This window comes from Alphaproteobacteria bacterium LSUCC0719 (genome assembly GCA_040839025.1).
Lineage (GTDB): Bacteria > Pseudomonadota > Alphaproteobacteria > Puniceispirillales > Puniceispirillaceae > UBA8309.
The window spans coordinates 487,998-512,635 of the sequence record JBFPJN010000002.1; the positions used below are offsets into that span (position 1 = coordinate 487,998).

The following is a 24,638-nucleotide window of genomic DNA, read 5'->3' on the forward strand; positions in this document are numbered from 1 at the left end:
GATTGAGTCCTGGTCCGTTACACCGCTTCGGCGCCGGAAATGATTTCGATGAGTTCCTTGGTGATGGTTGCCTGACGGGTCCGGTTATAGACCAGTGTCAGACGGTCGATCAGATCGCCCGCATTGCGCGTTGCATTGTCCATTGCCGTCATCCGGGCCGCAAGTTCGGCAGCCGAGGATTCCAGCAGGGCGCTGTAGATCTGGGTCGAAATATTGCGCGGCAGTACCGCAGCAAGAAGTTCTTCCTCTTCCGGCTCATATTCATAGGAAACGCCCTGTTCATCAGCTGTGGCTGTATCATCGACCTCGGCTGGAATCAGCTTCTTCAGCGTGATTTCCTGTGAAATGGCAGATTTGAATTTGTTGAAGATGATGGTGCAGACATCAAACTCGCCGGCCTCGAAACCGGTCCGCACCTTGTCACTAATCGATGCGGCATCTGCAAAGGCAACCGAAGTGCCCTGAATACCTTCAAGGGCTTCGATGTAGGAATCGCCAAGCTCGCGACGCAGCGCGTCGGCGGATTTGCGCCCCACCATCAGCAGCTTGACCGTCTTGCCCTCGCCGCGAAGACGAGCCACCTCGGTCCGGGTCTGACGGGTGATGGCACCGTTGAAGCCGCCGCACAGGCCACGATCAGCTGACATCACGACAAGCAGATGCGTTTTGTCCTGGCCGTTGCCGACAAGAAGCTGCGGTGCCGAGGACGGGTCGGCCTTGGCAGCAAGCGAATTGATGATCTGCTGCATGCGATCGGCATAGGGACGACCGCGCTCGGCAGAATCCTGTGCCCGACGCAGTTTGGCCGCCGCGACCATTTTCATGGCCGAAGTGATCTTCTGCGTCGACTTCACGCTGTTGATGCGCGTTTTAAGGTCTTTCAACGATGGCATGCATCAGGCTCCATGTTCCAGCACGCGGCGACGGGGCGGCGCGTATCTGTTCGAACGGCTATCCTCAGGCGAAACTCTTGGAGAATGCCTCGATGGCGGCTCTCAGCTTCGCTTCGGTCTCGTCCGACAGCTTCTGCTCGTCCCGGATCGCGCCAAGGACATCGCTGGCGGCGCTGCGAAGATGCTCCATCAGACCAGCTTCGAACCTGCCGACATCACCAACCTCGATTCCATCGAGATAGCCATTCACACCGGCAAAGATCACCGCAACCTGCTCTTCAACCTTCATCGGGCTGTACTGAGGCTGCTTCAGAAGCTCGGTCAGACGCGCGCCACGCTCAAGCAGCGCCCGGGTCGAGGCATCCATGTCCGAGGCAAACTGTGCAAAGGCTGCCATTTCGCGATACTGCGCAAGCTCCAGCTTCACCGAGCCGGCAACTTGCTTCATCGCCTTGATCTGCGCTGCCGAACCAACACGGCTGACCGACAGGCCGACATTCACGGCCGGACGGATGCCCTTGTAAAACAGTTCGGTCTCAAGGAAGATCTGACCGTCGGTGATCGAGATCACGTTGGTCGGAATATAGGCCGACACATCGCCAGCCTGTGTTTCGATAACAGGAAGCGCCGTCAGCGAACCCGAGCCGTTCGACTCGTTCATTTTCGCCGCCCGCTCAAGAAGGCGGGAGTGGAGATAGAAAACGTCACCGGGATAGGCTTCACGGCCTGGCGGGCGACGAAGCAGAAGGCTCATCTGGCGGTAGGCGACAGCCTGCTTTGACAGATCGTCATAGACGACCAGCGCATGCATGCCGTTGTCGCGGAAATATTCACCCATGGTGCAGGCGGTGTAAGGTGCCAGGAACTGCATCGGGGCCGGATCGGACGCCGTGGCGGCGACAACGATCGAATATTCAAGCGCACCCTGTTCTTCAAGAGCGCGAACGATCTGGGCAACTGTCGACCGCTTCTGACCGACGGCAACATAGATGCAGAACAGCTTCTTGCTGTCATCCTTGCCAGCCGCCTCATTCACCGGCTTCTGGTTGATGAAGGCGTCGACCGCAATCGCCGTCTTGCCTGTCTGACGGTCACCGATGATCAGCTCGCGCTGGCCACGGCCAATCGGGATCAGGCTGTCGATCGCCTTGAGGCCGGTCTGCATCGGCTCGTGAACCGACTTGCGCGGCATGATGCCCGGCGCTTTTACCTCAACCCGGTTGCGGGTTACGTCCTTCAGCGGGCCCTTGCCGTCAATCGGGTTGCCAAGCGCATCGACAACACGGCCAAGAAGACCCTTGCCGACCGGCGCGTCAACGATTGATGCGGTCCGGCGAACAACGTCGCCTTCCTTGATCGCGCGGTCATCGCCGAAGATAACGATACCGACATTGTCTGATTCAAGGTTCAGCGCCATGCCTTTGACACCGCCCTCGAACTCGACCATCTCGCCGGCCTGGACTTCATCAAGGCCGTGGACACGGGCAATACCGTCGCCAACCGACAATACGCGCCCAACCTCGGCGACCTCTGCATCACTGCCGAAATTGGCGATCTGTTCCTTCAGGATTGCTGAAATTTCAGCCGCACGAATATCCATCACGCTATACCCTTCATAGCTGTTTCAAGCCGGTTGAGCTTTGTTCTTACTGATGTGTCGATCATCCGCGATCCGATCCGTACGACCAGACCGCCGATGAGTGCCGGATCCACCCGCATGGAGAGCGAGAGCTTGTCGCTGCCGGCAAGTTTTGCCACTGCCTTTTCGACACGCGTCCGGCGCTTGTCGTCAAGTTCAACGGCGGAGATCACCTCGGCCGAGATCTCGCCGCGACGGCGGGCATGCTCGGCAAGGAAGGCGGAAATGATTCGGGACAGGGCGTGCAGCCGGCCATTTGACGCGACGGTGCCAACAAACTTTACCGTCAGCGCGTCGGCGCCGCCCTTTTCAAGAATGGCCGTCATCGCCTTGGTCTGTGCTGACCAGGAAATTGCCGGTGACCCAACAAGCATCTTCAACTCATCATTGCCGGCCAGAATGTCGGCAAGACTGGTTAGATCGGCAACAACAGCATCGATTTTGCCAGCGTCCTCGGCAAGTGCGTACAATGCACCTGCATAACGGCCGGCAAGACCCTTAGCGCTAGAACTCAACGACGTGCCCTCATCAACAGGAATTTTTCACGATGGCGCTGGGGTATTCGACGATCGTCGAAGACTTTTTGCGCCGGTGTGGTGGCTATCATACCCGTGCCGGAAAGGCAAGCACCGAAGCCGCCTAATTTCCGCTTCAAACCAGCGTCGCCCCTTCATGCTTTCTAGAGAAAGCTGTAGGGATCGATATCCACCTGAAGCCTGACGCCCGACGGCAGCGATGTTGCCGCCAGCCAGGCCGCAATAACCGCCTGGATATCGACCGTTCTGTCAGCCCTGACAAGCGCCCGGCCACGGTGACGCCCGCGAAGGAACCCAAGCGGGGCCAGGCTAGGCCCGAAGATATCAACACCATGATAATGCGGGCGGGCCGAATCGAGAGTCTGCATCGCCGCCTGCAATCGCTGCGGGTCGGGCGCTGACAGAACCAGCGAGGCAAGCCGCGCAAAAGGCGGCATGCCGGCAAGACGCCGCGATTCCGATTCTGCCTTGAGGAATTTGTCGCGGTCACCCGACAACAGCGCCTCCATCACCTGATTGGTGCTGTCCATCGTCTGTAACATCGCAACCCCTGGCCGACTGGCACGACCGGCCCGGCCCGCCACCTGGGCAAGCATCTGGAAACTCCGCTCGGCTGCCCGCAGATCGCCGCCAGCCAACCCCAGATCGGCATCGACGATGCCGACAAGTGTCAAATTGGGAAAATGGTGGCCCTTGGCCGCCATCTGAGTGCCGATGATGATATCCACCTCGCCATCGACGACCGAACGGACAAAGCGTTCGGCACTGCCCGGGGTGGTGACCGTATCGCTGGAAAACACGGCGAATCGTGCCTCGGGGAAACGCTGCAGAACCTCTTCGGCAAGACGTTCGACGCCGGGCCCGCAGGCCTGCATGCTGTCCTCTTCGCCACATTCCACACACCCTCGCTGCGGTTGCGCTTCATAGCCGCAATGGTGACATTTCAACCGCCCGGCAAGACGGTGGATGACCATCCAGCTGTCGCAGTTCGGGCAGGTGACCTTGTGCCCGCAGGCACCACACAATGTCAGCGGCGCATAACCCCGCCGATTCAGGAACAGCAGTGACTGTTCGCCAGCCTCGAGCCGCGTCGTGATCGCGTCAACCAGTGGCGGTGCCAGCCAGCGACCGCGCTCCGGCGGGGTGCGGCGAAGGTCGACAGCGGTAATTTCGGGAAGCTGCGCTTCGCCAACGCGATGTGGCAGGCTGATATGATGATATCGTGGCGGGTCGCCAACCATGCCGGCATTGACCCAGCTTTCCAGTGACGGTGTCGCTGTCGCCAGAATGACCGGACAGTTCTGGATCCGGGCACGCAGTACCGCCATGTCACGAGCGTGATAGGTGACCTGATCCTCCTGTTTGTAGGCATGTTCATGTTCTTCATCGACAACGATCAGGCCAAGATCGGAAAATGGCAGAAACAGCGCCGAGCGGGCGCCAACAACCACCGAAGCCTCGCCAAGGGCAATATGCCGCCAGGCCCGCCGCTTGCGGCCCGGGGCGATGTCGGAATGCCACTCTGTCGGGGGAACGCCAAAACGGTCGGTGAAACGTTGTTTCCATGCCGCCGACAGGGCAATTTCGGGCAACAGAATCAGCGCCTGTCGACCCGCCGCCACGACTTTCTCGACAGCGTCGAAATAGACTTCCGTCTTTCCTGATCCGGTTACCCCGTCCAGAAGCATGGGCCTGAACCCGGCAGAAAGCTTGCCGGTGATCTGCTGCATCGCCGCCGCCTGATCGGCGGTTGGTGGCGGGCCTGCCAAAGGCCGGGGCCGGGCCGGCGGGTCACTGTCACTGACCAGCAGCAGATCCAGACTCCCGGTCTTTGCCATCGCTGTGATTACACCGGCGCTGACACCGGCCTCGCGTTGCAGATCGGCGGCAGACAGCACGCCGGCCAGTTCCAGCGCCGCGACAACACGGCGCCGGGCGTCGGTCAGCCTTTCATCCGCCGGTGGCGTTGCCGGGCGGCGATAGACCTTGCGCTGAGGCGGGGGTTGAAGGGCCTGCGGCTGGCTGAGCGCCATTTTGACAACGCCGCCGATCGGCGCCATCGTCCAGCTGGCCACACGTTCCAGAAAATCGACAAAGGCGGGCGGCAGCGGCGGCAGCGGCGCGACAGCCGTGATCGGCTTCAGCGTTGTTGCCGGCACCGTGCCGTCACCAGGCCCCAATACGATGCCATTCAGTTCACGCGGTCCAAAGGGAACGCTGACAATGCTGCCGCGCGGCAACGGCCCCAGACCATCCTGATTGTAATCAAAGGTGCGGTCGAGCGGCACCGCGACGGCGACCCGGACGGTTTTCTGGCTGTTACCGGTATCCGCTGTCGTGGTCACCCCTGAAACCGCTCCTGATGCTACTGGACAGGTGGATTTGCCACCTGTCATGCGATACACTCCGCGCGTCGGCACGGTCGACACCAACCTACACCGGAGAGCGGATTTCTTGACATGAAAATTTTCCTCGACAGCGCCGATATCAGCGAGATTGAGGCCCATATTGCCAGCGGCTTTGTTGATGGCGTAACCACAAACCCGTCCCTGATCGCCAAATCAGGTCGCAATATCCTGGAAACCATTGCCCAGATCTGTGAGATGGTTGATGGTCCGGTCAGCGCCGAAGTGGCCGCCACCGATTTCGAGACCATGCTGAAAGAGGGCAAGAAACTTGCCGCGCTGGCACCCAATGTCACCGTCAAGGTGCCGCTGACCGAAGCCGGGCTTCGGACCTGCCGGGTGCTTCGCGAGGCCGGAACGCAGGTGAATGTCACGCTGTGTTTCACCGCCGGACAGGCACTGCTGGCGGCAAAGGCCGGCGCCACCTTCATTTCACCCTTTGTCGGCAGGCTTGATGATATCGGGCATGACGGCATGGGCCTGATTGAAGAAATCTGCACCATCTATGACCAGTACAATATGGAAACCGAGGTTCTCGTCGCCTCTGTTCGCAGCACCCAGCATGTTGTCGATGCGGCCCTGCTTGGCGCCGATGTCGTTACCCTGCCACCGAAAATCCTGACAGCGCTCTACAAGCATCCGCTGACGGACAAGGGTCTGGCCGCCTTCATCTCGGACTGGGAAGGCACCGGACAGTCCATCCTGTAGCGATGGCGGCGGCGCGGCAGGATATAGAGGCACACAGACAGGCCTGGCTTTCCTGGCTGGAAACCGAGCGGCGCTATGGTGCCAACACCCTCGCCGCCTACGCCGCCGATCTTGACGACTATCTTCGCCATGCCGGCACTGATGCCGCGCCGGACAGACGATGCTTTCGGGGCTGGCTTGCCGATATGGCGGCGCGCGGCCTGGCCCGAAGCACCATCGCGCGCCGCGTGTCGGCGTTGCGTGGCTTCTACAGATTCTGTGGACGGACAGGCAGGATGACCGTCAATGATGTCAGCTGGCTGCGCGCACCGCGACCGGCGAAATCCGTTCCCAAACCAGTGTCCGAGGCGGATGCAAGGGCGCTTCTTGCGGCCATTTTCCGCCGTCGGGGAAGCGATTGGGCCAAGCAGCGGGATTTCGCGCTGCTGATGCTTCTGTATGGTGGCGGGCTTCGCGTTTCCGAGGCGGTCGGACTGATCCGTGGTGACGCGCCACTTGGCGACTGGCTGCGAATCACCGGCAAGGGGGGCAAGACGCGTGATGTGCCGGTGCTTCCCGCAATCACCGAGGCGGTGCATGCCTATCTCGAGTGCTGTCCCTTTGATGGTGGCCCGTCCGCCCCGCTTTTTGTCAGCGCGCGTGGCAATGCCTATGGCGCGCGCGCCGCGCAGCGGCTTGTCGAGTCGCTGCGGCTGGAGCTGAACCTGCCAGCCCATGTGACACCGCACGCGCTTCGCCATGCCTTTGCCACACATCTTCTTGGCAATGGCGCCGACCTGCGGGCGATTCAGGAACTTCTTGGCCATGCCAGCCTGTCGACAACACAGCGCTATACGAATGTCGACGAGGCGCACCTGCTGCGCATGCATCGCGAAACCCATCCCCGCGCATCCTGACGCGGGACATCATGGCTACATGTGACCGGGGCTACATGTGAATGGCGCGCCCGTCGACGGCCAGCGCCGCTTCCTTGACCGCCTCATTCAGTGTCGGATGGCCATGACAGGTGCGCGCAATATCCTCTGACGAGGCCCCGAAAGCCATTGCGGTGGCACATTCATGAATGATCGTGCCAGCCTCGTGGCCGATGATGTGAACGCCGAGAACCCGGTCGGTTTCAGCATCGGCAAGGATTTTCACAAATCCGTCGGCATGACCCTGTGCGCGGGCGCGGCTGTTTGCCGAGAACGGAAAGCTTCCCTTGTTATAGGCGATGCCAGCCGCCTTCAGTGCCTCCTCGCTCTTGCCAAGCGTGGCCACTTCCGGCGCGGTATAGACAATCCCCGGCACATGATCGTAATCAACATGACCGGCATGACCGGCCATCATCTCGACCGCGGCAACACCATCTTCCTCGGCCTTGTGGGCCAGCATCGGTCCGTCGATCACATCACCAATGGCATAGATATCCTCGACCGAGGTCTCGAACCGCGAATCAACCCGGACACGTCCACGCTCATTCATCGCGACACCGGCCTCTTCAAGGCCGAGCCCGTCGGTCGCCGGATGCCGGCCAACCGCGACAAGCGCGACGTCAGCCTTGATCGTTTCGCTCTCGCCACCCTCTGCCGGGGCCACTGTCAGTGTGACGCCACTCTTTCCGGCCTTGGCCGATTTCACCGCTGTCTTGAGGCGGAATTTCAGACCCTGCTTTTTCGCGATAGCCATGAATTTCTTGGCAATCTCATCATCCATGCCGGGAAGGATTCGCGGCAGGAATTCGATGACCTCCACTTCGGCGCCAAGCCGTGCCCAGACTGTGCCAAGCTCCAGCCCGATATAGCCGGCACCGATAACAATCAGCTTTTTCGGCACCTTCGACAGCGTCAACGCACCTGTCGAGCTGACAATCCGTGTCTCGTCGATCTCGATACCGGGAAGGCTGGACGCATGGCTTCCGGTGGCGATCAGGATTTTCTGGGCTTCATAGGTGCCCTTGTCCTTGCCATCCGTCACTGCAACCCTGCCCGGCCCGTCAATCCGCGCCTGTCCATGCAGCCGCGTAATCTTGTTCTTCTTGAACAGAAAATCGATCCCGCCGGTCAGGCTGCCGACAATCTCGTCTTTGCCCTGCATCATTTTCGGCAGATCAAGCTTGACCCCGGAAACCGAAATGCCAAGCGCCGCAAGACCGCCACCGGCCGCCCCGGCATAATGCTCGGATGCGTTCAAAAGCGCCTTTGACGGAATACAGCCAACATTCAGGCAGGTGCCGCCAAGGCTGTCCCGCCGGTCCACGCAGGCCACCTTCATTCCCAGCTGCGCGGCGCGGATTGCAGCCACATAGCCACCCGGGCCGGCGCCAATAACAATCAGGTCGAATGCGGTCTCGCTCATCTGGATCTCCAGCTTGCTCATCTTGTCATGCCGCCTTGGCGGCGGCGGTATGTCAGACCCCGAGAACGAGGCGGCGCGGATCCTCGACAAGTTCCTTGATCCGGGCCAGGAAGGACACGGCTTCGCGGCCGTCAATGATCCGGTGATCATAGGACAGCGCCAGATACATCATCGGACGGACCACCACCTGGTCGTCGATCACCACGGCTCGCTTTTCAATCTTGTGCATGCCCAGAATACCGGATTGCGGCGGATTCAGGATCGGTGTCGACATCAGCGAGCCATAGACACCACCATTCGAAATCGTGAAGGTGCCACCCGCCATGTCGTCAGGGGTGATCTTGCCATTTCGGGCGCGATCGCCGAAATCGGCGATCTGCGTTTCAATTGCCGCCAGATCCATAGCGCCGGCGTCACGCACAACCGGCACGACAAGGCCCTGCGGGGTGCCGACAGCAACCCCGATATTGTAATAGTTCTTGTAGATAATGTCGGTGCCGTCGATCTCGGCGTTCACAGCCGGAAAATCCTGCAGCGCCTTGATCGAGGCCAGAACGAACATCCCCATGAAGCCGAGGCGGGTGCCATAGGCGGCCTCGAAGGCCTGCCGGTAATCCGCCCGCATCGTCATCAGGGCCGACATGTCGACTTCATTGAAGGTGGTCAGCATCGCTGCCGTGTTCTGCGCGGTCTTCAAACGGGTGGAGATCACCTGGCGAAGCTTTGACATCGGCACCCGTTCCTCGCGGGCGGCATCCTCGGGGCGCGGTGTCTGGCGCGGCATGGAAACAGGTGTGGCACTGGTTGCCGGGGTCGCGGGGGCTGTCGGCGCGCCCTTCATATGGGCCAGGACATCAGCCTTGGTCAGCCGACCATCAACGCCGGTACCCCTGATCGTCGCCGGATTGAGGTTGTTTTCCTCGACAAGGCGGCGTACCGCCGGCGACAGCGGCAGATCAGATGCGCCTTGCGTGGCTGGTGCGGATACAGCCGCGGGCGCGGAAACCGGGGCCGCTTCGGCGGCAGCTTTCGCGGCCGGGGCCACGCCGGCAGTCGAGGCGGCAGCTGGTGCCGACCCCTCATTCAGAATGGCCAGGCTGGCGCCAACCTCGACAGTCGCCCCTTCGGCAGCGATGATCTCGCCAAGCGTGCCGGCGGCGGGGGCCGGCACCTCGAGGGTCACCTTGTCGGTTTCAAGCTCGACCACAGGTTCATCGGCTGCCACCGCATCGCCTGTTGTCTTGATCCAGCGAGCCACCGTCGCATCCGCCACGGATTCACCAAGAGTAGGAACTGTGATTTCGATCGCCATGGCGCTGAGGCCTCCTCGTCGGGGGCTGGTTTCCCCCATTGTCAAACTGCAAATCGGCCCACCCAATATGGGCCGAGGTGATTATTTCTTTGCCAACAGGCCCAGCGCATCCTCGACAAGATGCGCCTGTTCGCGCTTGTGACGGCCAAGCGTACCCGTTGCCGGCGACGCAGCGGCATCGCGACCCGCATAGATCAGGCGTTGCTGCTTGGCACCTGCCGCCTGCATCGCCTCTTCGATGAAATCGCGAACAAATGTCCAGCTGCCCATATTGCGCGGTTCTTCCTGGCACCACACCATCGTTGCCTTTGGTGTCTGTTCCAGAACCTCTGTCACGGCGCGTGTCGGGAACGGATAGAGCTGTTCGACCCGGATGATCTCGACATCCCAAAGTTTGGCCTCGTCACGCACCGCCGCCAGATCGTAATAGACCTTGCCACTGCACATGACGATGCGCTTTGCCTTGCCGGATTTCACCTTTGTGTCGCGCTCGTCGAGAACACGGTGGAAGGTGGTGCCGGGGCCCATATCATCAAGCGATGACACGCATCCTTTGTGACGCAGAAGCGATTTCGGGGTCATGATAACCAGCGGCTTGCGGAAATCCCGACGCAGCTGGCGGCGCAGCACATGGAAATAATTGGCCGGTGTCGTGCAATTGACAACCTGCATGTTGTCTTCGGCGCAAAGCTGGAGATAGCGTTCCAGCCTGGCCGATGAATGCTCGGGGCCCTGGCCTTCATAGCCATGCGGCAGCAACAACACCAGCGCGTTCATCCGCAGCCACTTCGCCTCGCCGGACGAAATGAACTGGTCGATGACCACCTGTGCGCCATTCGCAAAATCGCCGAACTGCGCTTCCCACATCACCAGGGCGTTTGGCTCAACCTGCGAGAAACCGTATTCGAACCCCATCACCGACGCTTCTGACAATGGTGAATCGATGACCTCAAACGTCGCCTGGTCGGGTGCCAGATGCGCAAGTGGCGCATAACGCTCCTCGGTTGCCTGGTCGACCAGAACAGCGTGACGCTGGCTGAAGGTGCCACGGCAGGAATCCTGCCCCGACAGACGCACCATGTTCCCCTCGAGAAGCAATGAGCCGAAGGCCAGATGTTCAGCCGTGGCCCAATCGAGGCCATTGCCATCCTTGATCCTGGCGGCACGTGCCTCGACAATACGGGTCAGCTTTGGATTCAGCGTCATATGATCGGGAACCGTGGTCATGGTTTCACCAATCCGGCGCAGCGTGTCGAGATCGACAGCGGTCTCGCCGCGGCGCTCGACACCATGCGCGGCACGCATGCCGGACCAGCTTCCTTCCAGCCAGTCTGCCTTGTTCGGACGATAGCTTGTGCCGGCCTCGAATTCCGCATCGAGATAGGCAATCCGCTCATCGACAACCGCCTGTGCTTCGGCCTTGCTCAGGATGCCTTCGGCAACAAGCTTGTCGGCATAGATAGAGCGTGTTGTCGGATGTTTGCCAATGGTCTTGTACATCAGCGGCTGGGTGAACATCGGCTCGTCACCCTCATTATGGCCAAAGCGGCGATAGCAGAACATGTCTAGCACCACATCGGTGCCGAATGCCTGCCTGAACTCGATGGCAATACGCGCCGCATGGACGACAGCTTCCGGATCATCGCCATTCACATGGAAAATTGGCGCCATCACCATTTTCGCGACATCTGTCGGATAGGGCGATGACCGCGAATAATGCGGGCTTGTCGTAAAGCCAATCTGGTTGTTGACGATGATGTGAATCGTGCCACCGGTGCGATAGCCACGAAGCGCCGAAAAGGCAAAGGTCTCGCCAACCACGCCCTGGCCCGCAAACGCGGCGTCACCATGCAGGAGAATGCCGACCACCTCTCGGCGTTCGACGTCATCACGCTGCTGCTGCTTGGCCCGCACACGGCCGACAACCACCGGATCGACAATTTCCAGGTGCGACGGGTTCGGCGCCAGACTGAGATGCACGGTCTTGCCGTCAAATTCGCGGTCGGATGACGCGCCCATATGATATTTCACATCACCGGACCCACCAGCATCCTCGGGATTGGCCGGGTTACCGAGAAATTCCGAAATAATCGCCCGGAACGGTTTGCCAAATACATTGTGAAGCATGTTCAGGCGGCCACGATGCGCCATGCCGACAACGATTTCACCGAGCCCAAGCTGCGAGCCCCGCTTCAGGATCTGCTCGATGGCCGGAATCATCGCCTCGGCACCATCCATGCCAAAACGCTTGGTGCCGGTATATTTCTTGTGAAGATATTTCTCGAATTCCTCGGCATCGACAAGGCGCTCATAGATCGCCTTCTTGCCGCGCTTGGTAAAGTCTGTGCGATTGCCGATGGCCTCAATCCGCTCCTGAATCCAGGCTTTCTGGGCCGGATCCTGGATATGCATGAACTCGACTCCGATGGTGTCGCAATAGGTGCGCCGCAGCGTCTCGACAATCTCGCGGAGTGTCGCCGTTTCCAGCCCCAGAACGTAATTGATGAAGATCGGGCGGTCCCAGTCCTCGTCAGTAAACCCATAGGTGGCCGGATCAAGTTCGGGATGAAGCGGCTTGTTTTCGAGTGACAGCGGGTCGAGATTGGCAATCAGATGTCCACGGATACGATAGGCCCGGATCAGCATCACCGCGCGAAGCGAATCCAGCGTTGCCGCCCGCATGTCATCGGCATTCATCCGCCGCCCGGCGGCATGGCCGGCGGCAACGGCGTTGATGGAATCCGCCGGATCGGTTGCCCCGACAATACGGCTTGCGTTGCGCGCCCAGCTTGGCCCACGTTCGATTTCGGCGCTGGTGTCGCCAAGCGCGTTCAGCTGCTCAAAATAACGCGCCCATCGCGCATCCACCGCTGACGGGTCACGCCGCCAGGCAGCATTCATTTCGGCAATGAAGGTGGCGTTGGCCGCCGACAGGAAGGTCAGATCAAAATCACCAGCCGGATCTGGCGGGGCTGGCACCTGCGCCGCGTCATCCATATGTCACACACCCGTTCATGTTGTTTCCCCATCCCCAGTCTAGGCGCTGGCGGCTGAGATTCAAGCCATCTGCGTTTCAGACGCCCCGCGCCATGGCGCGGGTCACAGCATTGCCGATATCCGCAGGCGATTCCGCCATTTCAAATCCGGCCGCCTCCATCGCGCCAATCTTGTCTGCCGCACCACCGCTGCCGCCACTGACAATGGCACCGGCATGTCCCATCCGGCGTCCCGGAGGCGCCGTCTGGCCAGCAATGAAGCCGGCAATCGGCTTGCGGTTCGGCTGCGCGCTGTAGTAGGCGGAAGCTTCTTCCTCGGCCGACCCGCCGATTTCGCCGATCATCACGATCGCCTCGGTCTGGTCATCGGCAAGGAACATCTCCAGACAGTCGATGAAGTTGGTTCCGTTGACCGGATCCCCGCCAATCCCGATACAGGTCGACTGGCCAAGCCCGACAGCGCTTGTCTGGGCGACAGCTTCATAGGTCAGCGTTCCCGATCGCGAGACAATTCCAACCTTGCCCGGGGTGTGGATATGGCCAGGCATGATGCCGATCTTGCATTCACCGGGTGTGATGATGCCGGGACAGTTAGGGCCGATCAGACGGCTCTGGCTGCCGTCCAGCGCCCGTTTCACCCGGACCATGTCGAGCACCGGAATGCCTTCGGTGATGCAGATGATCAACGGCATCCCGGCGTCGATGGCCTCAAGAATCGAATCAGCGGCAAATGGTGGCGGCACATAGATGACCGATGCGTTGGCGTCGGTCTCGGACATGGCCTCGCCAACCGAATTGAACACCGGCAGTCCCAGATGCGTCTGCCCACCCTTGCCTGGCGTCACACCGCCAACCATGGTGGTGCCGTAATCAATGGCCTGTTCGGAATGAAATGTTCCCTGCGAGCCGGTAAAGCCCTGACAGATAACCCTGGTCTGACTATTCACAAGAACTGACATGACTTCCCCCGTCAGGCGGTGGCGGCGACGATCTTCGCCGCGGCATCGGCAAGATTGTCCGCCGGAATGATGGCGAGGCCGCTTTCGGCCATGATGCGCTTGCCTTCATCGACATTGGTGCCTTCCAGGCGCACCACAAGCGGCTTGTCGAGACCAAGCGTGCGGGCCGCCCCGACAACACCCTCGGCAATGATGTCACAGCGCATGATGCCACCGAAGATATTCACCAGAATGCCCCGGACATTCTCGTCGGAAAGAATGATCTTGAAGGCTTCGGTCACGCGTTCGGTTGTCGCGCTGCCACCGACATCAAGGAAGTTGGCCGGCGAGCCGCCCTGAAGCTGAATGATGTCCATGGTGGCCATCGCAAGGCCGGCCCCGTTCACCATGCAGCCGATATTGCCATCAAGCTTGATGTAGTTGAGGTCGAACTCGCTGGCACGGACCTCGGCCGGATCCTCTTCGGCCAGATCGCGAAGCTCCACTACCTCGGGGTGCCGATACAGCGCGTTGTCGTCAAAGCTCATCTTTGCATCAAGCGCCAGCAGGTCACCGGCACCGGTCACAACAAGCGGATTGATTTCAATCAGACTGGCGTCAAGCGCGATAAAGGCGTCATAAAGACCGCCCAGAAATTTTGGAAGCTGTTTTGCGGTTGCCCCCGAAAGCCCCATGACGCCTGCCAGACGGCGCGCGTGATGCGCCTGCAGGCCGGTGGCCGGGTCGATTGCCACAGACAGGATCTTGTCCGGCTGCGTGGCGGCAACTTCCTCGATATCCATCCCACCCTCGCTTGAGGCAATGATGGTGATCCGGCTGCTGCCACGATCAACAAGAAGCGACAGATAAAGCTCGTCACCAATGTCACAGCCTTCCTCGACATAGAGACGCTTGACCTCGCGTCCCTGCGGACCGGTCTGATGGGTGACCAGGGTCTTGCCAAGAAGATCGGTCGCAACCTCGCGCACCTCATCAACCGAAGAGACAACCTTGACTCCACCAGCCTTGCCGCGACCCCCTGCGTGAATCTGCGCCTTTACGACATGCACCGGCCCCCCGAGGTCGGTGGCGGCAGCGGCGGCCTCATCGACCGAAAATGCCGCCCTGCCATTTGGCACCGCGACACCAAAGCCGGCCAGCAATGTCTTGGCCTGATGTTCATGGATGTTCATTTACTGTCCCCCACAACACGGGCAATCGCCCGCACCCAGATCTAGTCCAGAGACTCAACAACCTCATTGAGTGCCCGTACCGCGGCGACCGAATGATCGAACATCGCCTTTTCCTCGTCATCCAGCGCAATCTCGACAACACGCTCGACCCCACCGGCACCAAGCACAACCGGCACACCTACATACAGGCCGGACAACCCATAGGCGCCATCGACATAGGCAGCACAGGGAAGGACGCGTTTCTTGTCGAGAAGATAGGCCTCGGCCATTTCAATGGCGGAGGAGGCGGGCGCATAGAAAGCCGAACCTGTTTTCAGCAGACCGACGATTTCGGCACCACCATCGCGCGTCCGCTGCACGATCTCGGCGATTTTCGCCTCGGTCGACCAGCCCATGGCGATCAGATCCGGCACCGGAATACCGGCGACGGTCGAATAACGGACAAGCGGCACCATGGTGTCGCCATGGCCGCCGAGGACGAAAGCCGTCACATCCTCGACCGACACCTTGAATTCCTCGGCTAGGAAATAGCGGAAGCGCGCGGAATCCAGAACGCCGGCCATCCCGACAACACGTGCTGTTGGCAGACCTGATGCCTGCTGCAGAATGCCGACCATCACATCAAGCGGATTGGTGATGCAGATGACAAAGGCATCGGGACAATTGTCACGGATGCCGGCGCCAACCTGCTGCATGACCTTGGTGTTGATTCCAATCAGGTCATCACGGCTCATGCCGGGCTTGCGCGCAACCCCGGCAGTGACAATCACCACATCGCTGTCAGCCAGCGCGGAATAGTCGTTTGATCCGCCAAGAACAGCATCAAAGCCCTCAATCGGGCTTGCCTGTGCGATGTCCAGAGCCTTGCCCTGCGGAATGCCTTCGGCAATGTCGAAAAGCGTGACATCGCCAAGCTGCTTCAGGCCGGCCAGAAGGGCAAGAGTGCCTCCGATGTTGCCAGCGCCAACCAGTGAAATTTTGTTGCGAGCCATATCGTGCGGTTCCTGAAAAGCGTTTGAATTTTCGGAGCGCCAACGCCAGCGTCGGCGCGGCGGAATGTTGCCGGTGGTTTACCGGAATCCACACGCCTAAACAAGAGGAATTGCCGCACCATGCCAACCTTGCCATCGACCCGGCAGGACGATGCCGGAACTAGAATGCCCCATGGCGTCGGGTCATTTCGCCAAGGCGTGAACGGGTCCGGTCAAATTCAAAGGCAAAATGATGACCGTCATACAGCGATCCGATCTCGCTGGCAGCGGATGCAATGATGAAACGCTGCCGGTCATAAAGCGCATCAACAAGCCACATGAACCGTCTGGCCGCAGCCTCGTTCGTATCTGACAGTGCCGGCACATGATCAATGATCAACCCGGCAAACCGCCCGGCAATGGCAAGATAGTCGCGCGCCGCCAGAGGTGTGTCGCACAGCGCCGCAAAGCTGGCCCGTGCCACATCGCCCGCCACCTGGTCAAAGCAGATCTCGCGGCCAGCCACCCGGATTACATCGCTTGTCACAGGGGCGGTGCCGGCAAGCCGGTGAAAACTGTCGGCAAGCGCCTGGTCGGCATGGGTGTCGTCTGGAACATACCAGGCAGGCAGCGTGGCCAGCATGCTGGCGCGCCAATCCTTGCCATCGGCGATTTCGTGAATTTCGCACCGTATCTTCAAAAGCTCGATAAAGGGCAGGAACCTGTCGCGATGAAGACCGTTTTCATACAGCCCGTCGGCATGTCGATTCGATGTTGCCACCACTGTAATCCCACGATCGAACAGCGCCGTGAAAAGCCGCGACAGAATCATCGCATCAGCGATATCCCGCACCTCCATCTCATCAAAACACATCACCTTGCCGCGCGCCGCCAGATGATCGGCAGCGGCACCGATCGGATCGTCGGCATTCTGTTCACGCGCCGCGTGGACAGCATCCTGAGCCATGACCATGAAATCATGAAAATGCAGACGAAATGGCCTGATCTCGTCATCCGACAGCGACAGCGTCTGGTGAAACATATCCATGAGCATGGTCTTGCCACGCCCAACCCCGCCATGAATATAGAGACCTCTGACAGGTTCGGCACGCCGTGCAAGGCCAGCGAACCACCGTCGTTTCGGTGCCGCGGTCAGCCTTGTGATCAGATTGTCCAGTGCCGCCGCCACGGCCATCTGAGCGCCGTCACGATTCAGTTCGCCTGCCTCGATACGGGCAGTCAGCGCGGCGCCTACGGTGGTTGGTGCGGCTGTATCAGCCATTCGTCACTCCGGCGACGGCGTCGGGACGCAAGCAGGCACCATCACCGGCTGGCAATCTCGCTTTTGATGCTGGCAATGGCCTTGCCGGGATTCAGACCCTTTGGGCATGTCTTGGCGCAATTCATGATGGTATGGCAGCGATAGAGCGCAAAGCTGTCATCAAGCGCATCAAGCCGCTCGGCGGTCCGATCGTCACGGCTGTCGGCAACCCAGCGATAGGCCTGAAGCAGCACCGCCGGACCCAGATATTCATCACCATTCCACCAATAGCTTGGACAGGCCGTCGAACAGCTGAAACACAGAACACATTCCCACAACCCGTCGAGCTTTTCACGTTCGGCAGGTGACTGGCGACGTTCCTCGCCTTCGGGTGCGGCTTGATCCGACTTCAGCCAGGGTTCGATAGAGGCAAGCTGGCGATAGGCATTGCTGAGATCGGGGACCAGATCCTTGACCACCGGCATATGCGGCAATGGGAAAATCTTCACATCGCCGGAGACATCTTCGATGCTCTTCAGACAGGCCAGAGTGTTGGTCCCGTCGATATTCATCGAACAGGACCCGCAGATCCCCTCGCGGCAGGACCGGCGGAACGTCAGGCTGCTGTCCTGCTCGCTCTTGATCTTGATCAGCGCGTCGAGAACCATCGGCCCGCAATCGTCAAGGTCCACCTCGAACTTGTCGATGCGCGGATTGTCGTCATCATCCGGCGACCAGCGATAAATCTGGAACACACGGACATTGGACGCCCCGTCAGGGGCCTGATAGTGATCCCCGGAGGTGATCCTGGAATGTGCCGGAAGGGTGAATTCAGCCATGATGTCGCCAGCCCCCAATATTGTCCTGTTATCTGCTGCCTTGTTAGCAGATTAATATTACCAGATTAATAAACGCGCGGTGCCGGCGGGATTGGCGCCACATCGTTGCTGAGTGTGTTCATCACCACCTTGCGATAGTCGAGACGCGATTCATTGTTGTCATCAAGCCACATGACAGTGTGTTTCATCCAGTTTTCGTCGTCACGCTCGGGCCAGTCCTCATGCGCGTGCGCGCCGCGCGATTCCTGCCGCTGGTCCGCCGACCGGATGGTGACAAGCGCCTGTCCGATGAGGTTTTCAAGCTCCATCGCCTCGACAAGGTCGGTGTTCCAGATCAGAGACTGGTCCTTGACCCCGATATCGCGCATCTGCGCAGCCACCTGATCCATGTTCGACACGCCATCGGCAAGGCTTTCGCTGGATCGGAACACGGCGGCATGTTTCTGCATCACCTGCTGCATATTCATACGGATTGACGCGGCGCCAATGTCGCCCTTCGCGTGACGCATGCGGTCGAACCTCTCGAGCGCCTTGTCTGTTGCGGCCTGCGACGCTGAGCGGGTGGCACCGCCAGGGGTACAGGTTTCGGCAGCACGATGCGCGGCGGCGCGCCCGAACACGACAATATCAAGAAGCGAATTGGTACCAAGGCGGTTTGCGCCGTGAACCGATACACAGGCCGCCTCTCCAATGGCCATCAGGCCGGGAACAATGGCGTTCTCGTCACCATTCTTGGCCGAAATGACCTCGCCGTGATAATTGGTCGGGATGCCGCCCATATTGTAATGCACGGTTGGCAGTACAGGGATCGGTTCGCGGGTGACGTCAACGCCGCAGAAGATCCGCGCCGTTTCGGTGATCCCCGGAAGCCGCTGGTGCAACGTGTCGGCATCGATATGCTCAAGATGCAGCATGATGTGGTCCTTGTTCGGACCGACACCGCGGCCTTCATTGATCTCGATCGTCATCGCCCGGCTGACAACATCACGGCTTGCCAGGTCCTTGGCCGTCGGCGCGAACCGTTCCATGAACCGTTCGCCTTCGGAATTCGTCAGATAGCCGCCCTCGCCCCGCGCGCCCTCGGTAATCAGCACCCCGGCACCATAGACACCGGTGGGATGGAACTGCACGAATTCCATGTCCTGAAGCGGCAATCCGGCCCGAAGAGCCATCGCGTTGCCGTCGCCGGTACAGGTATGGGCCGACGTACAGGAGAAATAGACACGGCCATATCCACCTGTCGCCAGAACCGTCTGCTGGCCCCAGAATCGGTGCAGCGTACCGTCTTCCATGCACAGCGCGATCACACCGGCACATTCACCATCTTCATTCATCAGCAGATCAAGAGCGAAGAATTCAATATGGAAATGCGCCTTGTGCTTCAGACATTGCTGATACAGCGTGTGAAGGATCGCATGTCCGGTCCGGTCGGCAGCGGCACAGGCGCGGCGCGCCATCGACTTGCCGTAATCCAGCGTATGTCCGCCAAAGGGACGCTGATAGATCCGGCCTTCCTCGGTCCGCGAGAACGGAACACCGTAATTCTCGAGTTCGATCACCGACGGAATGGCGTTGCGGCACATATATTCGATCGCGTCCTGGTCACCAAGCCAGTCGGACCCCTTGACGGTATCGTACATGTGATACTGCCAGTTGTCGCCTTCACCCATATTGTTGAGCGCGGCGCCAATGCCACCTTGCGCCGCAACGGTGTGCGAGCGTGTCGGGAAGACCTTGGTGATACAGGCGGTGTTCAGCCCCGATGCCGCCATGCCAAGGGTGGCACGCAGCCCGGCACCGCCAGCACCGACAACAACCACATCATAATGATGATCCGTAATTTCATAAGCCGACATCAGGTCAACCCTTCCCGTCTTTCACTCAAATGTTTGCCGACGAACCACATTATGGTCCTGCAGGGGGCCCGGCATGGGGCCCGGCATGGCTGTTTCACAGTGCGACATGCGCGATGGCCCACAGGCTTGCCAGACCGATCAGGCCCATCACGATCCGGGCCAGCGCCAGTGCAGCGTGACGACCGCCACCCACACTGATGTAATCTTCGATCACCACCTGCAGCCCCAGCATGCCATGCCATAGACCGATGGTGACAAGCCCGGCAAGCGCCAGCGCATGTGCCGGATGCCCCACCAGCGAACGCGCGCTGGCGTGATCAAGGCCGCCAACATTTGCCAGCAGGATCACAAAATACCCCATCAGCAGCAGCACGATGACGGCGCTGTATCGTTGCCAGCGCCAATGGCCAAGCCCCGGCACGCGAGGCCGGTTGGTGATGCCCGATATATGATCAGCCATGACCGTTTTCCCCCTATATCAGGATGACAAGCCACAGGCATGCCGTCAGCAGAAACGTGAAAAACAGCACGAAATGACCGCTGCGATATACCTCGGGGATGGTCAGCCCATACCCAAGATCCCATGACAAGTGCCTGACACCATTGAGAGCATGGTAGATCAGCGCAGCCGAATATCCGAATAGGACAAATTGCCCCAAAGGATGGGCGGCGATCGCCGCCGCCATCATGTAGGTCTCGCCCCCAAGCGCCACCGCAACAAGCCACGCCGCAAACACCACCGTGCCGGTGGTCAGAGCGACACCCGTTGCGCGGTGAGTGATCGACATCATCGACGTCAACTGCGGGCGATACACCTGCAGATGCGGCGACAACGGACGTGGTCTCGCCATCACAATCTTCCTTTACGTATTAGCACCTGTCTTGAGTTTTAGGGGGCGGGACCGTTGGTAGTCAATGCGAAAGCACGCCGCATTTGGACGCAGGAAACAAGCACCGCAGATCGACAGCAGATTTTATTTGCCTAATGAACCAATTCCGGGGACAACTCGCCAATCATGAAAAATATACTGTCCATCCACTCCACGGTGACTGTCGGCTTTGTCGGCAACAATGTTGTCGGCCCGGTTTTGACAGCGCTTGGGCTGACGCCGCTGCTTGTTCCGACGGTGATGCTGGCCGCGCATCCGGGCTATGGGCGCCGTGTCGGTGACGCTGTCCCGGACCGGATTGTCGGGGACATCCTGGCTGGATTGGGCACGTTGACCGATGTTGGGCAGATTGCCGGCATTGTATCGGGCTATCTCGGTTCGACCACGCAGGCTGATGCCATTGCCGGCTTTGTCGATTCCTGGCGGCGCGCCGGGTCAGGACAATACATTCTCGACCCGGTTCTGGGTGACGGTGGTCGGCTTTACATCGCCGCAGAGCTTGCACAGGCGGTGATTGACACATTGCTGCCACGGGCGGACATCATCACCCCGAACAGCTTTGAACTCGGCTTCCTTTCGGGGATGCCGGTTTCCAACCGGTCCAGTGCCGAAGCCGCGGCGGGCCGGCTTTTGGCAACGCAGCCCCTTGGCGCGGTCATCGCCACCGGGATTGATGACAGCCGGTACGGGGTTGGTGATCTGCTGATGACAGAAAAGGGCGGTGCCAGCTGGTCCGATGCTGGCGGCGACGGTCACAATGTGGCTGGTGGCGGCGATCTGTTGACGGCCATTCTGGCGGGTCAGCTGGCAGCCGGACGGGATATTGACGCCGCCTTTCAGACTGCCAGCCAGACCGCACAAAGGATCATCGCGGCAAGCGACTCGCCGCGCGATCTGTCGCTTCTTGAAAATCTCGACCTTGTGGCCGCGCTGAAAATCTAGGTCGGCGACCCGCGATCCCCTATCTGCCGGTCATGCCACGCTCGGCAACCAGCTCGGCGATCTGTACCGAATTCAGGGCCGCGCCCTTGCGAAGATTGTCCGACACACACCAGAATACCATGCCGTTCTCGACCGTCGGATCCTTGCGGATCCGGCTGATGAACACCGCGTCTTCACCGGCAGCCTCATGCGGGGTGACATAGCCTTCATCTGCCCGGTGATCGATAACGGTGACACCCGGTGCGTTGCGAAGAAGCTCGCGAACACTCGTTTCCGTCATCGGCTTGTCGGTTTCGATGAAGACAGCTTCACTGTGGCCGATGAAGACTGGAATGCGAACACAATGCGCGACCAGCTCGATCGCCGGATCAAGGATCTTCTTGGTCTCGGCGGTCATCTTCCATTCTTCCTTGGTGAACCCGTCATCCATGAAGACATCGATATGCGGGATTGCGTTAAAGGCAATCTGCTTGGTGAAAAGTTCCGGGCGGACTGGCTCGTTCACATAGATGCCTCGCGTCTGGTTGAACAGCTCGTCCATCGCCGGCTTGCCGGCCCCCGACACCGCCTGATAGGTCGAGACAACGACCCGTCTGACACCAAAGCTTTCATGAAGCGGCTTCAGCGCCACAACAAGCTGCGCCGTCGAACAGTTCGGGTTGGCGATGATGTTGCGCCCGCCATTCTGGCGAAGCGCCCCATCTACAGCATCTGCATTCACTTCCGGCACGACCAGCGGCACATCGTCATCCATCCGAAACGCCGATGAATTGTCGATAACGATACAGCCCGCCTCGCCGGCGCGCGGTGCGATCTCTGTTGCCGTGGCACCGCCTGCCGAAAACAGCGCGATATCGACCTCGCCGAAATCGAACTTTTCCAGCGAGGCGACAGTCAGCACCTCGTCCTCGCCGAACGACACTTCGCGACCCGCCGAGCGTGACGACGCCACAGCATGCATCTTGTCGACAGGGAAGTTGCGTTCTGCCAGAGTCTGCAGCATTTCACGTCCGACCGCGCCAGTAGCGCCGACAACAGCTACTCGATATCCCATTTTATCCTCTTCTTCATGGTCATTGCCATGATGACGGGCCCTTTTTTGCCCGATCTGACAGGTCAGCCTTGCTGGCCAACCTGGTGGGCCAGCCTAGCGGGCCAGCCTGTCCATTGCGTCAATCACCGCGTCGGTCATGCCATCGGTGCCGGTCTGTGTGCAGCCCGGCGTCATGATGTCACCGGTACGGCTGGTGGCCAGCGCCTTGTCGACTGCCGCTTCCAGCAGATCGGCCTCGGCACCCTGATCAAAGCTGTAGCGAAGCAGCATCGCAAAACTCATGAACTGTGCCAGCGGATTGGCAATACCCTGGCCCGCAATATCCGGTGCCGAGCCGTGAACAGGTTCATACATGGCCTTTGGCAGACCCGTTTCGGGGTCGGGCGCGCCAAGCGAAGCCGATGGCAGCATGCCAAGCGAGCCGGTCAGCATCGCCGCACAATCCGACAACAGATCACCAAACAGATTGTCGGTAACAATGACGTCGAACTGCTTGGGGTTGCGGACAAGCTGCATGGCGCAGTTGTCGGCATACATATGGCCAAGCTCGATACCATCACCCTCGGCAGCGTGAAGGGCTGTCATCACCTCGCGCCACAGCACGCCGGAATGCATGACATTGGCCTTTTCAACCGAGGTCAGCTTGCCATTGCGCTTGCGTGCCAGATCCATGCCAACGCGGCCGATTCGTTCGATTTCCGGCGTTGTATAGGCATTGGTGTCGAACCCGCGGCGCGTGCCATCGGCAAGATCCTCGATGCCGCGCGGCTCGGCAAAATACGAGCCGCCACACAGTTCACGAAGGATCATGATATCGAGACCTGACACGATTTCCGGCTTCAGCGTCGAGGCTTCGACAAGCGAAGGAAACACGATTGCCGGCCGCAGATTGGCGAACAGGTCCATTTCCTTGCGAAGCCGCAACAGGCCGCGTTCAGGTTTCAGATCAAATGCCAGATCATCATATTGCGGGCCGCCGACAGCCCCGAACAGAACCGCATCTGCCGCGATGGAATCGGCAAGCGTTTCGTCGGTCAACGGCGTGCCATGCGCATCATAGGCAGCCCCGCCGACAAGCCCTTCCTGCATGTCGAAGCTGATCGACTTGTGCTTTGCCAGCCAGTCGATGATCCGCATATTGGCCTTCATGATTTCAGTGCCGATACCATCGCCCGGCAACACCATGATCTTTCGATTCGACGCCATCTCGCCTATCCTTGCCTAGAAACTGTTGTGGTTCACCTGGCCTCAGAGCCAGGGCTTGTCGCCGGTGCGGGCCGCTTCGAAACTGTCGATCGACTGGCCCTTTTCCATGGTCAGCCCGATGTCATCGAGACCCTCCAGCAGACATTTCTTGCGGAACGGGTCAATGTCGAAGGAAATCTCCGCCCCGTTCGGCCGCCGGATCTTCTGCGCGACAAGATCGATGGACAGTTCCGGATTTTCGGTGTCCTGTGCATCGGCCATCAACGCGTCACGGTCATCAGCCGAAACGGTGATCGGCAGGATCCCGTTCTTGAAGCAGTTGTTATAGAAGATATCGGCAAAACTGGTCGAGATCACACAGCGGATACCGTAATCAAGAAGCGCCCAGGGGGCATGTTCACGGCTTGACCCGCATCCAAAATTGTCGCCGGCGACGATAATCTGCGATTCGCGATACGGCTCTCTGTTCAGCACGAAATCGGGGATTTCGGCGCCGTCCTTGGTAAACCGCATCTCGTCAAACAGATTGGCCCCGAGGCCCGACCGCTTGATCGTCTTCAGGAACTGCTTGGGGATGATCATGTCGGTATCGACATTGAGAATGTTCAGCGGCGCCGCAACTCCGGTCAGCTTGTCAAATTTCTGCATCTGTTATCTCCCCG

At 59.8% G+C, this 24,638-nt stretch carries 21 protein-coding genes; 3 read left to right on the top strand and 18 right to left on the bottom strand.

Annotation, left to right across the window (positions count from 1 at the left end):
• Positions 1-17 precede the first annotated feature (17 nt).
• From AB3X55_06995 to AB3X55_07010, 4 genes are all read right to left on the bottom strand, one after another.
• A complete protein-coding gene (locus AB3X55_06995) occupies positions 18-893 on the bottom strand; it encodes a F0F1 ATP synthase subunit gamma (GenBank protein MEX0503326.1) in 876 nt (291 codons plus the stop codon).
• Between the two features lie 64 nt (positions 894-957).
• Positions 958-2,493, bottom strand: a complete 1,536-nt coding sequence (atpA, locus tag AB3X55_07000; protein ID MEX0503327.1) for a F0F1 ATP synthase subunit alpha — start codon at positions 2,491-2,493, stop codon at positions 958-960.
• Positions 2,493-3,047: a F0F1 ATP synthase subunit delta gene (locus tag AB3X55_07005; GenBank protein MEX0503328.1), complete on the bottom strand. Its 555-nt coding sequence runs from the start codon at positions 3,045-3,047 to the stop codon at positions 2,493-2,495. Before AB3X55_07005 ends, atpA begins: the two co-directional genes overlap by 1 nt.
• A gap of 164 nt (positions 3,048-3,211) precedes the next feature.
• A complete protein-coding gene (locus AB3X55_07010; GenBank protein ID MEX0503329.1) occupies positions 3,212-5,413 on the bottom strand; it encodes a primosomal protein N' in 2,202 nt (733 codons plus the stop codon).
• A gap of 114 nt (positions 5,414-5,527) precedes the next feature.
• On the opposite strand from AB3X55_07010, the gene fsa reads away from it, so the two are divergent.
• Positions 5,528-6,181 (top strand): fructose-6-phosphate aldolase, encoded by a 654-nt coding sequence (fsa, locus tag AB3X55_07015; protein ID MEX0503330.1) that lies wholly within the window; start codon positions 5,528-5,530, stop codon positions 6,179-6,181.
• A gap of 2 nt (positions 6,182-6,183) precedes the next feature.
• Entirely contained in the window at positions 6,184-7,077 is an 894-nt protein-coding gene (locus AB3X55_07020; GenBank protein MEX0503331.1) for a tyrosine recombinase XerC, read from the top strand.
• A gap of 31 nt (positions 7,078-7,108) precedes the next feature.
• On the opposite strand, the gene lpdA is transcribed toward AB3X55_07020, so the two are convergent.
• From lpdA to sdhC, 11 genes are all read right to left on the bottom strand, one after another.
• The gene (gene lpdA / locus AB3X55_07025; GenBank protein ID MEX0503332.1) at positions 7,109-8,518 is read right to left on the bottom strand and encodes a dihydrolipoyl dehydrogenase; all 1,410 of its coding nucleotides are present in this window, start codon (positions 8,516-8,518) and stop codon (positions 7,109-7,111) included.
• A 52-nt stretch (positions 8,519-8,570) separates the two neighbouring features.
• Positions 8,571-9,830 (bottom strand): 2-oxoglutarate dehydrogenase complex dihydrolipoyllysine-residue succinyltransferase, encoded by a 1,260-nt coding sequence (odhB, locus tag AB3X55_07030; protein MEX0503333.1) that lies wholly within the window; start codon positions 9,828-9,830, stop codon positions 8,571-8,573.
• An 81-nt stretch (positions 9,831-9,911) separates the two neighbouring features.
• Positions 9,912-12,827, bottom strand: a complete 2,916-nt coding sequence (locus AB3X55_07035) for a 2-oxoglutarate dehydrogenase E1 component (protein ID MEX0503334.1) — start codon at positions 12,825-12,827, stop codon at positions 9,912-9,914.
• A 76-nt stretch (positions 12,828-12,903) separates the two neighbouring features.
• Positions 12,904-13,785: a succinate--CoA ligase subunit alpha gene (gene sucD / locus AB3X55_07040; protein MEX0503335.1), complete on the bottom strand. Its 882-nt coding sequence runs from the start codon at positions 13,783-13,785 to the stop codon at positions 12,904-12,906.
• Between the two features lie 11 nt (positions 13,786-13,796).
• Positions 13,797-14,957 (bottom strand): ADP-forming succinate--CoA ligase subunit beta, encoded by a 1,161-nt coding sequence (gene sucC / locus AB3X55_07045; protein ID MEX0503336.1) that lies wholly within the window; start codon positions 14,955-14,957, stop codon positions 13,797-13,799.
• 41 nt (positions 14,958-14,998) lie between these two features.
• Positions 14,999-15,949, bottom strand: coding sequence for a malate dehydrogenase (mdh, locus tag AB3X55_07050; GenBank protein ID MEX0503337.1), 951 nt, complete (start codon positions 15,947-15,949; stop codon positions 14,999-15,001).
• Positions 15,950-16,109: 160 nt separating this feature from the next.
• Positions 16,110-17,210, bottom strand: a complete 1,101-nt coding sequence (zapE, locus tag AB3X55_07055) for a cell division protein ZapE (protein MEX0503338.1) — start codon at positions 17,208-17,210, stop codon at positions 16,110-16,112.
• A gap of 41 nt (positions 17,211-17,251) precedes the next feature.
• Complete coding sequence (locus AB3X55_07060) at positions 17,252-18,028, bottom strand: succinate dehydrogenase iron-sulfur subunit (GenBank protein ID MEX0503339.1); 777 nt, start codon at positions 18,026-18,028, stop codon at positions 17,252-17,254.
• Positions 18,029-18,093: 65 nt separating this feature from the next.
• Entirely contained in the window at positions 18,094-19,884 is a 1,791-nt protein-coding gene (sdhA, locus tag AB3X55_07065) for a succinate dehydrogenase flavoprotein subunit (GenBank protein ID MEX0503340.1), read from the bottom strand.
• Between the two features lie 94 nt (positions 19,885-19,978).
• Entirely contained in the window at positions 19,979-20,344 is a 366-nt protein-coding gene (sdhD, locus tag AB3X55_07070; protein ID MEX0503341.1) for a succinate dehydrogenase, hydrophobic membrane anchor protein, read from the bottom strand.
• Positions 20,345-20,357: 13 nt separating this feature from the next.
• Positions 20,358-20,735 (bottom strand): succinate dehydrogenase, cytochrome b556 subunit, encoded by a 378-nt coding sequence (gene sdhC, locus AB3X55_07075; protein ID MEX0503342.1) that lies wholly within the window; start codon positions 20,733-20,735, stop codon positions 20,358-20,360.
• A 165-nt stretch (positions 20,736-20,900) separates the two neighbouring features.
• Here sdhC and AB3X55_07080 point away from each other — a divergent pair, with 165 nt between their 5' ends.
• The gene (locus tag AB3X55_07080) at positions 20,901-21,716 is read left to right on the top strand and encodes a PfkB family carbohydrate kinase (GenBank protein MEX0503343.1); all 816 of its coding nucleotides are present in this window, start codon (positions 20,901-20,903) and stop codon (positions 21,714-21,716) included.
• A 19-nt stretch (positions 21,717-21,735) separates the two neighbouring features.
• Here the strand turns inward: AB3X55_07080 and AB3X55_07085 are convergent, their stop codons facing one another.
• The 3 genes from AB3X55_07085 to leuD all read right to left on the bottom strand — a co-directional run bounded on the left by AB3X55_07085 (position 21,736) and on the right by leuD (position 24,624).
• Entirely contained in the window at positions 21,736-22,770 is a 1,035-nt protein-coding gene (locus tag AB3X55_07085; protein MEX0503344.1) for an aspartate-semialdehyde dehydrogenase, read from the bottom strand.
• A 93-nt stretch (positions 22,771-22,863) separates the two neighbouring features.
• Positions 22,864-23,976: a 3-isopropylmalate dehydrogenase gene (gene leuB / locus AB3X55_07090; protein MEX0503345.1), complete on the bottom strand. Its 1,113-nt coding sequence runs from the start codon at positions 23,974-23,976 to the stop codon at positions 22,864-22,866.
• Positions 23,977-24,018: 42 nt separating this feature from the next.
• Complete coding sequence (leuD, locus tag AB3X55_07095; GenBank protein ID MEX0503346.1) at positions 24,019-24,624, bottom strand: 3-isopropylmalate dehydratase small subunit; 606 nt, start codon at positions 24,622-24,624, stop codon at positions 24,019-24,021.
• Between the last annotated feature and the right edge of the window lie 14 nt (positions 24,625-24,638).